This window comes from Roseimarinus sediminis, assembly GCF_050433125.1.
Classification (GTDB): Bacteria; Bacteroidota; Bacteroidia; order Bacteroidales; family Prolixibacteraceae; genus Roseimarinus; species Roseimarinus sediminis.
On record NZ_JBNPXV010000014.1, the window covers coordinates 92,559 to 106,697 of the forward strand.

At 45.5% G+C, this 14,139-nt stretch carries 12 protein-coding genes; 10 read left to right on the plus strand and 2 right to left on the minus strand.

What is annotated here, in order from left to right; genetic code table 11:
- Positions 1–432 precede the first annotated feature (432 nt).
- On the plus strand, positions 433–1,275 hold the full coding sequence (locus FHS86_RS15935) for a hypothetical protein (RefSeq protein WP_429415936.1): 843 nt from the start codon (positions 433–435) through the stop codon (positions 1,273–1,275).
- Between the two features lie 265 nt (positions 1,276–1,540).
- On the opposite strand, the gene FHS86_RS15940 is transcribed toward FHS86_RS15935, so the two are convergent.
- Positions 1,541–4,924, minus strand: a complete 3,384-nt coding sequence (locus tag FHS86_RS15940) for a lamin tail domain-containing protein (RefSeq protein ID WP_429415939.1) — start codon at positions 4,922–4,924, stop codon at positions 1,541–1,543.
- A gap of 96 nt (positions 4,925–5,020) precedes the next feature.
- On the opposite strand from FHS86_RS15940, the gene FHS86_RS15945 reads away from it, so the two are divergent.
- From FHS86_RS15945 to FHS86_RS15980, 8 genes are all read left to right on the plus strand, one after another.
- Positions 5,021–6,025, plus strand: a complete 1,005-nt coding sequence (locus FHS86_RS15945; RefSeq protein WP_429415942.1) for an aspartate-semialdehyde dehydrogenase — start codon at positions 5,021–5,023, stop codon at positions 6,023–6,025.
- 428 nt (positions 6,026–6,453) lie between these two features.
- Complete coding sequence (locus FHS86_RS15950; RefSeq protein ID WP_429415945.1) at positions 6,454–7,062, plus strand: hypothetical protein; 609 nt, start codon at positions 6,454–6,456, stop codon at positions 7,060–7,062.
- Positions 7,055–7,336 (plus strand): winged helix-turn-helix domain-containing protein, encoded by a 282-nt coding sequence (locus tag FHS86_RS15955; RefSeq protein ID WP_429415948.1) that lies wholly within the window; start codon positions 7,055–7,057, stop codon positions 7,334–7,336. Before FHS86_RS15950 ends, FHS86_RS15955 begins: the two co-directional genes overlap by 8 nt.
- A gap of 209 nt (positions 7,337–7,545) precedes the next feature.
- Positions 7,546–7,998, plus strand: a complete 453-nt coding sequence (locus tag FHS86_RS15960) for a GyrI-like domain-containing protein (protein ID WP_429415951.1) — start codon at positions 7,546–7,548, stop codon at positions 7,996–7,998.
- Between the two features lie 124 nt (positions 7,999–8,122).
- On the plus strand, positions 8,123–8,467 hold the full coding sequence (locus FHS86_RS15965; protein WP_429415954.1) for a DUF3795 domain-containing protein: 345 nt from the start codon (positions 8,123–8,125) through the stop codon (positions 8,465–8,467).
- 92 nt (positions 8,468–8,559) lie between these two features.
- Positions 8,560–9,516, plus strand: a complete 957-nt coding sequence (locus FHS86_RS15970; RefSeq protein ID WP_429415957.1) for a helix-turn-helix transcriptional regulator — start codon at positions 8,560–8,562, stop codon at positions 9,514–9,516.
- Positions 9,517–9,713: 197 nt separating this feature from the next.
- Positions 9,714–10,646, plus strand: a complete 933-nt coding sequence (queG, locus tag FHS86_RS15975) for a tRNA epoxyqueuosine(34) reductase QueG (protein WP_429415960.1) — start codon at positions 9,714–9,716, stop codon at positions 10,644–10,646.
- 38 nt (positions 10,647–10,684) lie between these two features.
- Positions 10,685–10,885 (plus strand): hypothetical protein, encoded by a 201-nt coding sequence (locus FHS86_RS15980; protein WP_429415963.1) that lies wholly within the window; start codon positions 10,685–10,687, stop codon positions 10,883–10,885.
- A gap of 117 nt (positions 10,886–11,002) precedes the next feature.
- Here FHS86_RS15980 and FHS86_RS15985 read toward each other — a convergent pair whose 3' ends face one another.
- The gene (locus FHS86_RS15985) at positions 11,003–11,656 is read right to left on the minus strand and encodes a DUF4405 domain-containing protein (RefSeq protein WP_429415966.1); all 654 of its coding nucleotides are present in this window, start codon (positions 11,654–11,656) and stop codon (positions 11,003–11,005) included.
- Positions 11,657–11,823: 167 nt separating this feature from the next.
- Here FHS86_RS15985 and FHS86_RS15990 point away from each other — a divergent pair, with 167 nt between their 5' ends.
- Positions 11,824–14,139, plus strand: a complete 2,316-nt coding sequence (locus FHS86_RS15990) for a TonB-dependent receptor (protein ID WP_429415969.1) — start codon at positions 11,824–11,826, stop codon at positions 14,137–14,139.

A 14,139-nucleotide genomic window follows, 5' to 3' on the forward strand; every position in this document is an offset into this window, starting at 1 on the left:
GTTAAATGGTCAGGTGATTACTAAAGTCAGGAAGAAAATGGAAGCGATTGAAAGCAATGGAAGGCAATTGTTTCCCATTGCCCGAAATTGGAGTCTTCGCAATGGCGGTCTTATGAACTTATGTACTTATTCACTCAGGAGCTCAGGAACTCAGGCACTCAGGAACTTAAAAAAAACCACAACAGACACAATAGAAAAGGGTTGAAAGCAATAGGAAGCAATTGGAAGCGATGGAAAGCAATTGTCTTCACCTTTGCATGGAATGGAAATCTTCGCAATAGCTTTCTTATGCACTCAGGTACTAAGGCACTCAGGCACTCAGGAACTCCAAAAAAACCACAATAGAAACAATAGGACACAATAGAAAAGGATTGAAAGCAATAGGAAGCAATTGGAAGCGATGGAAAGCAATTGTCTTCACCTTTGCATGGAATGGAAATCTTCGCAATAGCTTTCTTATGCACTCAGGTACTCAGGCACTCAGGCACTCAGGAACTTAAAAAAAACCACAACAGACACAATAGAAAAGGATTGAAAGCAATAGGAAGCGATGGGAAGCAATTGTCTTCACCTTTGCATGGAATGGAAATCTTCGCAATAGCTTTCTTATGCACTCAGGTACTCAGGCACTCAGGCACTCAGGCACTCAGGAACTCCAAAAAAACCACAATAGACACAATAGGACACAATAGAAAAGGATTGAAAGCAATTGGAAGCGATGGGAAGCAATTGTCTTCACTTTTGCATGGAATGGAAATCTTCGCAATAGCTTCCTTATGCATTCAGGTACTCAGGCACTCAGGCACTCAGGCACTCAGGAACTCCAAAAAAACCACAATAGAAACAATAGGACACAATAGAAAAGGATTGAAAGCAATAGGAAGCGATGGAAAGCAATTGTCTTCACCTTTGCATGGAATGGAAATCTTCGCAATAGCTTTCTTATGCACTCAGGTACTAAGGCACTCAGGCACTCAGGAACTCCAAAAAAACCACAATAGACACAATAGAAAAGGATTGAAAGCAATAGGAAGCAATTGGAAGCGATTGGAAGCGATGGTCTTCACCTTTGCATGGAATGGAAATCTTCGCAATAGCTTTCTTATGCACTCAGGAACTCAGGAACTCAGGAACTCAGGCACTCAGGAACTTAAAAAAAACCATAACAGACACAATAGAAAAGGGTTGAAAGCAATTGGAAGCAATTGGAAGCGATTGGAAGCGATTGGAAGCAATTGTCTTCACCTTTGCATGGAATGGAAATCTTCGCAATAGCTTTCTTATGCACTCAGGTACTCAGGCACTCAGGCACTCAGGAACTTAAAAAAAACCACAACAGACACAATAGAAAAGGGTTGAAAGCAATAGGAAGCAATTGGAAGCGATTGGAAGCGATGGTCTTCACCTTTGCATGGAATGGAAATCTTCGCAATAGCTTCCTTATGCACTTAGGTACTTATGCACTTAGTTACTAAGGCACTAAGGTACTCCGGCACTCAGTCACTCAGTCACTCAGTCACTCAAAAATTCATGCACTTTTTCACTTCGTTCCACTCACCAGAAACGCTTTTTTGAAATGCCTGCTGTAGCCCTCACTGTGCAATACTTCGGCAAACAAAACATAGATGCCTGTCGAAAGTTTATTTCCCTGATGATTGCTCACATCGTAATGAAGCTGATTGTTGCTTCCGCTGAGTTCATTATTCAACAAACGTTTTACTTCTCGTCCGTGTGTGTCGAATACAAACAAATTCACAAGATAATCGCTTTTTGTAAGGTGGAGTTCAATGATTAATTCATCGTGATAGCCATCGCCGTTGGGTGTTACCACATCGCTTTCGAAGGTGAGCAGGTCAGCTTCAGCCTCTTCATTTTTACTTTGTGAATTGGCGTGGCCCGGAGTGGCATATTCGTTCAGCGAGGAGGCCGATTGCCAGTTGCCCCGCTCGTTGGTGGGTGCAGTCAGTGCCAGGCGTTCAATCGAAACGCCTTCCCGATCGGACAACCAGGAGCTGTGCATGTCTTCATCATAAATCAGCTCGTCGATAACTTCAAGCGAATCGTTAAGTACAAGTACGCGACCCGCATCGTTATTGAAGGCCGGCATGCGTTCTACAAACCTCAGGGCCTCGCGGTGAACGACCCGGTAAGCGCTTAAAATGGCTGCTGTGTCGGTGGTGAAGGCCAGGATGCTATCGGGCAGGAACGACAGATGCTTTTCCGACAAAGGAAAAATGCTTTTCAGTTTCAGTGAATCGTCGCGGGTGGCCAGCTTCAAATCGGCCAGATCGATGGGAAAGGCGGTATTGTTTACCAGTTCGACAAAATCGGCACCATCGGGAAAGGGGTTAAACAGCAATTCGTTGATCAATACCGTGCCAGCTTTGAGTTGGGGGCGGGCAAGGGTAATTTCTTTCGAAAGTGACAGATTCCCACATTCATCAGCGATTCCCTTAATGGTGAGCTGATAGAGCCGGTCGAAACTCAGTGGCTGATCTAAAATGAGCAGTATGCCAAAGCGATCGTCCCTGTAAATGGCTTGTCGAACGCTTAAAGTTGAAAGTGAATAGGAATGGATGTTTTGAGCCAAAAGGCGGTCGAGCGGTTCATTGTACAGCAGCAGGATGCTGGTGTCGGTGAACAGGTCGCTCTCTGTTAGGACGGGAGGATCAAGGTCGGGATGGTTTTTCCAAAGGGTGTTGACCTTTCCCGGACTACCTCCAACAGCTGAGCCCGAAGCCTGCCAGTTGCCGTACTGGCCGCAAAAACGTTCGGGGTCGATGCGTTCCAGACTATAACCTCCTTTGGCTTTTTCTTCATAGTGGTACCAGCGTTCATCATAAGTGATCCCGTCGATGGTGTCGTTGTTGCACCTTAGAATGATAGTACTTCCTGCATTCTTAAGGGTGGGGAAATGTTCGAGCGGGAGAATGGTACCGGCATTCGGAAAGGAGGTGGCAGTTTCATCGGGACAAAGCAGGGCATATGCACCGGGATACAGCACCGTGTCGATCAACGGATAATTTTTATCATCTACCCGAAGCTGAATCGTGGAAAGGTTGATATTCTTTGAACTTCGGTTAAAAACTTCAATGTATTCAACATTGGGGAGCCCGACTGGCGGATAGGGATCGGCCATGATTTCACTGAGTACCAGATCGTGTTTTCCGGCATCCATCACATTGATGAAGGATAGGCTGCTTTTTTCGGTACTTTGCCCCTGAAGGTCAGTAATGCTGAATGCACTGGCGCTTAAATACAGTTCGGCCATGGGAGCACAGTAAAGTAAAATAGCTTGAGCGCTTTCAATTTTAATTGAATCGACATTGTAAAGCTGACCCGATTTTCCGGCGATCTCAAAGTGTTGTGTCGTTAAGGCCGAGGTGTTAATTGCTTCGTTAAAGTGCAGCTTGAAAATGCCTGTCTCAACTGCCTGAACATCGAGTAAAAAGGGAGCACTGTTATGGGCAGCCACTAACATGCTGTCGAGCCAGAGCAGGCCCGAGCGTGTGGCAGTATGTTTGAAATACAGCTGCATGGAACTGATCTGCTCCAGGCCTGGATTAACAAAGTGCACTGCAGCCTGTTTGCCGGTAAGCCGGCTTTCCAGACCCAGCAGACAGTTGCCCCGGGGAGTAATGATCAGCGTAATATGGCAGGTTTCATTGGCATCCCAGTCGTAGTTGCTTTCAGCAAGCAGTTCGTCAGCTGCTCCATTGAGTGTTGTCCAAACCGAAAGTAAATCGGAGCTGCCTGCTGCATTCACTCCAATGGCCAGTCCGTGTTCCTGCTGCTCATCTTCAAATACCATATAAAAAGCGTTCGACGACGAAGGATCCCAGTTACCGTTTTTAATTTGAAAGGCAAACAAATGCACTGCTTCGCTTAGTAAAAGCGGATTCATGGTGTAGCCGAGGCCTGAAGTGCCACTGCTGTCTTTTTCGAGCGAGCGGGCCGATTGCTTCCCTTCGATGGGCTGGTCATCGGATAAATTCCATCCATCGAAGTTCCACTGCCCCGAAAGCTCATTTTCAAAATCCTCATTGAGCAAAACAGCTTGTTTTGAAAATAGGAAAAGCGAATCGGCAACAGGCCTGAGCTTTCCTTTTGCCTCGCTTATGCTGAAATGCTGGATTCCGGCCCGCTTAGGGAGCAGGGTAAAAAAGTAACGGCTGCCATCGCTTGTTTGGCGAAGCACTTGCAGTTCGCCACTTTCAAATAAGGGCTCAAACTGCTGCCCGCTAATCATTTCACCATAGTCGTTTATCACGGCAGCTGTTAGTTGAATGCTGTCGCCGGTAAAACCATAGAAAGGCTGTTTTAACAGGATCAACTGTGAAGGAGCCGAAAGCAGGGAGTCGTACACTTCCACTTCGATTTGCCTGATGTACACTTTGTCATTGGCATACGAAGCATTCATGCGCAGCATGATCTGCAGACTTTCACCCTGAATATTGCGTGCGAGCAGGGTGGAGTTGCCCCAGTTTCCTGCAGCGGTTGAGTCGGTGTTGAAGGGAAGAATTCTGTCGTCGTCGGTCCGGTAGGCTGCTTTGATGTACTTTTTCTCCACATTGGTATTGCTGCCGGTTTCACCACAGTGTACCAAAATATTGACAGCCGCGTAAGTGCTGATGTCGATCACTGGCGAGTACCACAGGGCCTCTCCGTCGCTGTCGATGAGTTCGAAACGGCCACCATCGACCGGAACACTCTTGGCATAATCATTTTCATCGGCGAAATTGCACTCGTCGGTATTTAATGACCAGTCGACCTCCGAAAAATCGCTTTGCAGCTTTCCGGTACTATCGACCCATGTACCTTTACCGGGAAGCTCAAAATCTTCACTCCAGATCACTTGCCCCACAAGCGCCTTACTTAATGTAATCGTAAAAATTACCAGGCTTATGCGAATAAAATGGCGCATTTTGTTGAATTTTGAGAGGAATGTATAATTTTGCTGATCTAATTTATTAAAATTCAATTTTTAAAGCATTTAATAACCTAAAAATTTTTTACGATTATGAGAGTCGCTATAGTTGGTGCAAGCGGCGCAGTAGGCCAGGAGTTTCTGCGCGTTTTGGAGGAGCGAAGTTTTCCGCTCGACGAGTTGGTATTGTTCGGATCATCACGCAGTGCTGGTAAGGAATATACATTCAAAGGAAAAACACTCGTAGTAAAAGAGCTTAAACAGGGTGATGATTTTAAGGACATCGACATTGCCTTAACTTCGGCCGGAGCTGGTATCTCCAAGGAATTTGCATCAACAATTACCAAACACGGCGCCATCATGATCGACAATTCGAGTGCATTTCGTTACGACAACGACGTGCCTCTGGTGGTTCCAGAGGTGAACCCCGAAGATGCCAAAGTGCGTCCCCGCAACATCATTGCCAATCCTAACTGTTCCACCATACAGATGGTGGTGGCACTGAAACCCATTAACGACCTGTCGAAAATTACCAGGGTACATTGTGCTACCTATCAGGCAGCCAGTGGAGCAGGAGCCCAGGGTATTGCCGAGCTCGAAGAACAAATCAGGCAGGTAGCCAATGGCGATGAGGCCACTGTGAGTAAATTTACCCATCAACTGGCCATGAACATCATCCCGCATATCGATGTCTTCCTCGATAACGACTACACCAAAGAGGAAATGAAGATGAACTGGGAAACCAAGAAAATTATGCACACCGATACCGAAGTTTCGGCTACCTGTGTACGCATTCCGGTGGCCCGCGCGCATTCCGAAGCCATTTGGGTTGAAACCGAAAAAGAGCTTTCGGTCGAAGAAGTTAAAAATGCCATGGAGGCTTTCGAGGGCTTGACTGTTCTCGACAATCCGGCTAAAAATGAATATCCGATGCCTTTGTTTGTTTCGGGCAAGGACGATGTATACGTTGGCCGTATCCGCAAGGACATTGCATCGAACGGTATTACCTTCTGGTGTGTGGGCGATCAGATCAAGAAAGGTGCTGCACTCAACGCGGTGCAGATTGCCGAATGGCTCATTGCCAATAAAGAGGTGTAAGGCTGGAGGCTTTAGAAAAAAGATATTAGACTAAAGACTTTAGATAGAAGAAATAAGACAAAAGACTTTAGACAAAAGATGTTAGACTAAAGACTTTGGATCGAAGATATTAGATTAAAGACTTTAGATAAAAGATGTTAGACTAAAGACTTTGGATCGAAGATATTTGATAAAAGATCTTAGACTAAAGACAATTGATTAAAGACCGGAGCGCAGCGGGTGTAAAGCCTGAAGCCTTCGGTCTTTCTAATTTATTCCTTCGTAGTTCAGAAAAAGTGCCTGGAGTAGAGACACTTCATCAAAACCCAATGTTGGCCGGTACACTCACCTGAGAGGGCATACACTTTATGTAATATGCTGTAAAACATAGTCGTGAAATATGGTTTGTATTACAAACCTGTTTATCTTGCAAACTAAAATCGATACTCATGACTGGCAACAACGATTTTACTGAAAAGCAATCAATGGCACTGATCCGTGACATGATTGAAGTTTCGTCGCGAAACATCAAGAAAGACGGCTTACTGATCCTCATTTGGGGACTGGTAATTTTTCTCGGACGATTTCTCAATTTCTTCCCCGAGGTTCAACTGATAGCTAAACGCTTAATGCTTGTATTCGACGTGCTTGCCTGGGGGCTTGGCCTGGGTGCCATCGGGTTTACAATATTCTATATTTATAAGCAGCGGAAACGAACGAAAACCTACATTGGACTTACGGCCCGTTATACCTGGGTGGGGATACTGGTAGTGTACAACCTTGTGGCCATTATTACCAATGTTAAAACCGGTGAAACCAATTTTGAGATGCTTCACCCTATTCAGATGAGTCTGATTGGTTTGGCACTGTTCATTACGGGTGGCTTGTACCGCGAAAAGCTCCTTTTGGCGGGAGGGCTTATTTACTGGGTCGCAGCATTTATTGCGGTAGGGTACGAAATGCCTTATCAGTTCATGATTGAGAGCATAGCAGGGCTTTTGGGTTTTGTAATTCCCGGTGCCTGGTTGTATTATCAATACCGGCAACGGCATGTTTGAGGCACTCGATCCCTTATTGCACCAACAGGTTCGTTTGGGCATTGTGTCGCTGCTGATGGGCGTAAAATCGGCTGAATTCAAGTACCTGCTCGAACACATCGATACCACGAAGGGAAATCTTAGTTTTCAGCTAAGCAAACTGAGTGAGGCCGGTTATGTTGAAATTCAGAAGAAATTTACAGGCAGCTATCCGCAAACGCATTGTGCCATTACTGAAAAAGGCATTGAAGCTTTTGAAAAATATATTGAGGCCCTGCAAAGCTATCTGAAATGATGGCGCTCAACTATTCGAATGAAGCGGCCTTTTTTATCTGACAACTTTTAATCAATATTTACAAGCCTACTGACATACTGTTGTCACCTTCCCTCTTTTTCTTTGTGGCATAAATCGTAAAACCCTCGTTAGCTATGAAGAAAACCAACTTGTTGATGATTGTATTAATGATGTCAACTTTTACATTAACCACTCAAAAATTAAATGCCATGGAAAAAAAGAAAGTCGAAAAAACACCGGTACTGATGTACACCATGAAAGCTACTTTAGCTACCATCGCTGAAGCACCTGGTACCATCCCCGATGAAATGGTTGCCAAAGCGGGTGAACTGGGTCTTGAGATTGCAGGTCCGCAAATCTGGCAATACCGCAATGTGGATGGAAATCCCAACTCACAGTTCGATCTCGATATTTGCCTTCCGGTAAGCGAAATGAAAGGCGATCCGGGAAAGTTCAAATTCGCAGTGCTTCCCGAAATAACTTGTATCTCCGAAATCCACAAAGGTTCGTGGTCAAAGCTGAGCAATACCTACAACCGGCTCATGGGCGAAATGACACGCAAAGGGATTGTTCCGGGCAACATGAGTCGCGAAATTTATCATGAATGTGACTTTGAAAATGAAGAAAACTGTATTACCGAAGTACAGATGATTATTAAGTAATAGCCATGAAAACAGAATGAGTGTGCTATTGAGGCAGGAAGCAGGTCGTTGCGATGACGGGCAATTGGAAAGTTGCCATCTTTTCCTTACTGAGGGGCACGCTCAATCTTTAAAATCAAGCAGCATGAATACACCCATCCCCAAAATCGATTTAGTGTCCAAATGTGGATTGTATTGTGGCAACTGTAAAAAGTTTCTGAATGGTAAATGTGCCGGATGTGAAGCCAATACCGGGGCAAGCTGGTGTAAAGCCCGCGCCTGTTGTATCGAAAACGGATATACCACTTGTGCTGATTGCACAACAAGTAGTCCCCGCGATTGCAAAAAATTCAGTAATTTCGTTTCCGACCTGTTTTCATTTGTCTTCAGGTCCGACCGCCCGGCTTCGATCGCTTACATCAGGGAACACGGCCGCGAAGGCTTTGTACAGCTGATGGAAAATCAAAACCGGATGGTGATTAAAAAATAGGGCATGGGTGCATGAGTTGTTGAGTACACAGGCTCAGTGCTTAAACAGGACCACCTATGTGCTTATGAACCTATCGCTTACATTGGAAACCAATGAACCGCATCGATCGACTAAATGCCATTCTAATTCAGCTTCAGAGCAAGCGCATCGTGAAAGCACAGGAAATTGCCGATCGTTTTGAGATCAGTTTGCGAACCGTGTACCGCGACATTCGCGCCCTCGAAGAAGCAGGCATTCCCATTGGAGCCGAGGCAGGCATCGGTTATTTCCTGCAGGAAAGCTATCACTTGCCACCTGTAATGTTTACTTCGGATGAGGCGGCCGCCTTGCTTTTTGGTGAGAAGCTCATCGAAAAGATGAGTGATGATAAAATCATAAGCGATTTTTGTTCGGCGCTCTACAAGATCAAAGCGATACTGAAACCCTCGGAAAAGGATTATCTCGAAAAACTACACGAAAGGGTGGCGGTTTACAACCTGAATTCGATGGGCGACCGCTACCATCAGTTAAGGCTTTTTGAAATTCAGGATGCTTTGGTGAATAAAAGGGTTTTGCGCATTAAATACGAGGCCCGCTATGCGGGAGAAGCAGAATGGCGCGAGGTGGAACCCATTGGTTTGTGCAACTACAGTTCGCGCTGGCATCTTTTTGCATGGTGCCTGCTGCGGAAGGATTACCGCGATTTTCGGCTCGACCGCATCGAGGAACTGCAAGCGACCGAACGGAATTTCAAAGGAAAGAAACACCTCTCGGTTGCTGAATACATGGATCATATTTCAAATTTCAGCACGCAGGCCAACATCAGCATTTTGCTTCCAAAATGCAGTTTGAAACTGATCGAAGATTCAAAATACTGGTACGGTTTCCTTTCGCAGGAAGAGGATGGTGAGTACCTAAGAATGCAATTCGCAAATGACGATCTGAATGGTTTCGCCGTGTGGCTGCTCAATACCGGAAGCCACGCCAAAGTGGAGTCACCGAAGGAATTAAAAGATATTGTAATTGGCTACGTTCAATCGATGGCTGAGCAATACCGGGAATATCTTTAGAATGAATTCTTTTTGCAATAGCTACTAAATCATTTAATGCCTGGTTGGTCCAAATTATTTTAACCATTCAGAAAGTCGCTGTTTTACTTCTCACTGGTATAAACATTTCTCACAAAATTATATTTTACGATTGATCATTTTTTTCGCCAGCAAAGATCAAACAAGTTCCGATCCACTGAAAACTTTATCTTTGCTCCATGAGCATGGCTGCAAAATATTCTGACTTAATAAAGCTCAAAGCCAAAGCCCTTGGTTTTTCTGCCTGTGGCATAACCAAAGCCCGCAGGCTTGATGAGGAAGAAGCCCGTTTGAAGGCTTTTCTTGACCAGGCTTACCACGGCAAAATGGCTTATCTGGCCAATCATTTCGAGAAGCGCCTCGATCCCACTCAGCTGGTGCCAGGTGCAAAATCGGTGGTGGTGGTGCTGCTTAATTATTTCCCAGACGGATTTCAGCAAGGGATTGATGTTCCGTTAATTTCGAAGTATGCTTATGGAAAAGATTATCATTTGGTAATTAAGGAAAAACTGAAAGAACTTTACAACTACATCGATACAGAACTTGCTCCGGTTAACGGACGCATGTTTACCGATTCGGCGCCGGTGCTTGAGCGTGCCTGGGCGGTGCAGGCCGGTTTGGGATGGATTGGAAAAAACGGTCTACTGCTCAACAGGCAACTTGGTTCCTTCTTTTTCATTGCCGAACTGATACTCGATCTTGAGCTGGAATACGATCAAGCCTACAAGAAGGAACACTGTGGCAGTTGCAACCAGTGTTTGAGTGCCTGTCCGACCAATGCCCTGGTAAAGCCCTATGTGCTCGATGCCCGGAAATGCATCTCCTATCTCACCATTGAACTGAAGGATGAGATCCCCGAAGCGTTCCGTCCAAAGCTGATGCGCCGGGCATTTGGCTGCGACATCTGTCAGGATGTGTGCCCGTGGAATCAGCGTCCTCAAAGCCACCATGTTAAAGAATTTGAACCGCATTCCGAGCTGCTGAAAATGTCGAAAGTCGACTGGCAGCTTTTGTCGAAGGAAAAATTCAATGAGCTGTTCCGCTATTCGGCAGTGAAGCGGGCTGGTTATCAGAAGCTAAAGCAGAATATAAAAAGCATATTTGATCAATAAGTCGAAATCTTTGTTGTACAATATAAATAATGGTTGCTATGTTGTCAGAAAATAAACAGAAAATTATTGATGAGCTTGAGGACCTTTCACGAGGTGAAGAATTTAAGGTATTGAATTATATTAGAACGCTTAAGAAAAGCAGCTATGGCGAAGGCCTGGAAAACGCCATCGTAAGTGAGCCTTCTTTGGCAGCTGAATGGAATACCAGGGAGGAGGATGAGGCATGGAAAGACTTGTAAAAGGGGACGTTGTTGTGCTTCCTTTTCCTTTTTCAAACCTGACTGTTACCAAACGACGACCAGCTCTAGTTCTGCCAGCTTAAGAAGAAATCTAATTGCTCTAAATCTCCCATTCACTTACTCACCCTTCTCCGGAATTACTAACACCTTCATTCCCCGTGTACTGTTTCTGAAAAGAACATAGGGATCGACCTTATTTATTGTACAGACTTCCTCAAGGCTTTGCGTCGGACGATCAACACGATAGGATGCTTCCTTGATCTGCTTCATAAAAACTTCCGCCGGGACATCCAGAAGTACAGTAGCAATTTCTTCGATCGTCATTTTTTCAATGTGTGAAACAGGCGGATAATCGATTTGCTCACCCCAGGCATCCGAGGCCCAGTCGCCAAGTTGCATCACACTTTGAAAAGGCGGAACATTCAGCAGCGTGCCGGCGGCAAAAAGCAAAACTACGATCGATGAAGCAAGCAGTTCCCTTTTTCTGCGCAAGCCTGCTTTGGTCTTTCGGGTGAAATACGAAAAAAGTATCTTCCAGTTCATCGAAAAAACATGCGAGATGGCAAAGCCCAGAAACAGGTAGGAGAAAAGCGTGTGCAATGCCTGCCACTGATTGAGGTCGATCCAAAACAGTTCCCAGCCCAGCCAGCGAAAAACCCTGCCGGGGGGTGCCAGATAGAGGATCAGGCCCGAAACCGACATGATCAGAAAGGAAAAAAACATTCCAAAACTTACAAAACTTCGCCACTTAAAGGTTTTTCCCTGATCCATTTTCAAATTTTTATCGTATTTCGAAGTAAGACCACACAAAATTAGAAAAAGCTGCGACAATTTGAAGTAAGCCACTGCTTGTGAAAATTGACAATAATTTAATGGCTGCTACAACTATTTTGTGTTTTGATTGTCTATATTTCGTAATTGAAAATCTAAACAGAAAAATGAGACACGCTATATACCTGTTTTTTCTACTTTTTCTTACGATACAACTTGAGGCTCAAAAAACGGTTTCGCTTTCAGGCCGAATCAAGGATGCCGCAAACGGTGAAGACCTGATTGGGGCCACGGTGTATGTTGACCAGCTTAAAACGGGTACCGCCAGCAATAGCTATGGTTATTTCTCCTTGGGTGTTCAACCTGGTTTTTACAAGCTGTCGGTTTCCTTTCTGGGATACGAAACAGCCATTTATACCATTTCGGCCGATCGTGATACCCTGCTCGACATAAGGCTTGAGCCCTCATCGGAGCAGTTGGGTGAAATTGTGGTGAGCACCGAAGCCGTCAATCAGAACATCATCGGAAATGAAATGGGCACCTTTACCCTCACACCAAAGTCGATCAAAGCCATTCCCGTATTGTTTGGCGAACAGGATGTGTTGAAAACCATTCAGCTGATGCCTGGAGTTTCGTCGGCAGGTGAGGGCAGCTCAGGTTTTTTCGTGCGTGGCGGGCAGGCCGATCAAAACCTGGTATTGCTCGATGATGCACCGGTATTCAACCCTTCGCACCTGCTGGGGTTTTTCTCTGTATTTAATTCCGATGCCATTAACAGTGTAAAACTGTACAAGGGCGGTGTACCGGCCCGTTTTGGCGGACGGGCATCGTCGGTGCTCGATGTGCACATGCGCGAAGGGAATACCGAACGCCTCTCACTGAGCGGTGGCATTGGTTTGATTTCGAGCCGGGCCACCCTCGAAGGGCCCATTGGCAAAAAGGGAAGTTCCTTCCTGCTTTCAGGCCGACGAACCTATGCCGACCTTTTTCTGCTTTTGTCAAAAAATGAGACCCTGCGCGAAAGCCGCCTCTATTTTTACGACCTGAATCTGAAAACGCATCTGGAGCTAAACAGCAAAAACCAGCTCTATCTGTCGGGTTATCTGGGACGCGACGCCTTAAAAACTTCGATTTTTGGTTTCGACTGGGGAAACAAGGTAGCCACCCTGCGCTGGAACCATCTGTTTTCATCCCGTTTTTTCAGCAACACTTCCATTATTTTTAACGACTACAACTACGATACAGCCGCCGATCTCGATTTTGCCTTCGATTTAAGTGCAGGTATCAGGGGAAATACCTTTAAGCAACGGTTTACCTGGTTTGCCGGGGCGAATAACACCGTAACCTTTGGTGCCGAAGTGAATGACTATCTTTTTAAGCCGGGCAGTCTGGAAGTAATTTCGCTCGAAAATGAAGCGCAAAACTTTGAAGTGAGTTCAAAGGAAGGACTCGAATCGGCAGCTTATTTGTTCAATGAGCAGAAAATTGGCAGCCGTTTAACCCTGGGCTATGGCTTACGACTTTCGCATTTCATTCGCCGAGGACCGTCGACTGAATACCAGTTTGACCACTTGGGTGATCCTGTCGACACCATCAGCTACCAGAAGGGCGACTGGTATGCACCTTATTTGAATTATGAACCCCGTTTTAATGCCACCTTCGTTTTTAATGAAAACACCAGTGTCAAGGCAGGCTTTAACCGGCTCACCCAGTATATCCATTTATTGCAAAATGCCACTGCCGGAACGCCAATCGATTACTGGATTCCAAGCAGCGCGAATGTAAAACCACAAATTGCCGATCAGATCAGCGCCGGTATTTTTCGAAATTTCAGCATGCACCGTTACCAGTTATCGGCCGAGGTATATTACAAAAACATGCAAAATCAAATTGACTACCGTACAGGCGCCGAGCTGGTGCTCAACGAAATGGTTGAATCGGAATTGCTCTACGGAAAGGGGAAAAGCTATGGACTCGAACTGTTGTTGGAGAAAAAGGAAGGAGCTTTTACCGGCTGGATAGCCTATACGCTGGCCCGCTCATTGCGGCAAATCGACGGGATCAACAAGGGCGTGTGGTATCCTGCTCGTCAGGACAGGGTGCACGATGTGTCGGTAGTCGGTGTTTATCAGCTGAATCCTAAATGGACTTTTTCGGCTACCTGGGTTTATTATACCGGCAACGCAGTAACCTTCCCGGCAGGTAAGTATTATTTCGAAGGAAATGTGGCCAGTCTTTATACCGAAAGAAACGGTTACCGCATGCCCGATTATCACCGGCTCGACGTGGCTGCCACCTGGTTGTTGAAGGAAAGAAAAAACCATCGGTCGGAATTAAGTTTTTCGGTTTACAACGCCTATGCACGTAAAAACCCCTACAGTTATGTTTTTTCCGAAGATCCTGATCATCCGGGGCAAACACAAACTACCATGGTTTATCTGTTTTCGGCCATCCCGTCGATCAGCTGGAATTTTAAATTTTAA

Coding starts and splice junctions, on each gene's coding strand:
- queG (WP_429415960.1), top strand. CDS start 9,714: ATGAGCATGGCTGCAAAATATTCTGACTTAATAAAGCTCAAAGCCAAA.
- FHS86_RS15955 (WP_429415948.1), top strand. CDS start 7,055: ATGTTTGAGGCACTCGATCCCTTATTGCACCAACAGGTTCGTTTGGGC.
- FHS86_RS15940 (WP_429415939.1), bottom strand. CDS start 4,924: ATGCGCCATTTTATTCGCATAAGCCTGGTAATTTTTACGATTACATTA.
- FHS86_RS15970 (WP_429415957.1), top strand. CDS start 8,560: ATGAACCGCATCGATCGACTAAATGCCATTCTAATTCAGCTTCAGAGC.
- FHS86_RS15980 (WP_429415963.1), top strand. CDS start 10,685: ATGTTGTCAGAAAATAAACAGAAAATTATTGATGAGCTTGAGGACCTT.
- FHS86_RS15945 (WP_429415942.1), top strand. CDS start 5,021: ATGAGAGTCGCTATAGTTGGTGCAAGCGGCGCAGTAGGCCAGGAGTTT.
- FHS86_RS15965 (WP_429415954.1), top strand. CDS start 8,123: ATGAATACACCCATCCCCAAAATCGATTTAGTGTCCAAATGTGGATTG.
- FHS86_RS15960 (WP_429415951.1), top strand. CDS start 7,546: ATGGAAAAAAAGAAAGTCGAAAAAACACCGGTACTGATGTACACCATG.
- FHS86_RS15990 (WP_429415969.1), top strand. CDS start 11,824: ATGAGACACGCTATATACCTGTTTTTTCTACTTTTTCTTACGATACAA.
- FHS86_RS15950 (WP_429415945.1), top strand. CDS start 6,454: ATGACTGGCAACAACGATTTTACTGAAAAGCAATCAATGGCACTGATC.
- FHS86_RS15935 (WP_429415936.1), top strand. CDS start 433: ATGGAAATCTTCGCAATAGCTTTCTTATGCACTCAGGTACTCAGGCAC.
- FHS86_RS15985 (WP_429415966.1), bottom strand. CDS start 11,656: ATGGATCAGGGAAAAACCTTTAAGTGGCGAAGTTTTGTAAGTTTTGGA.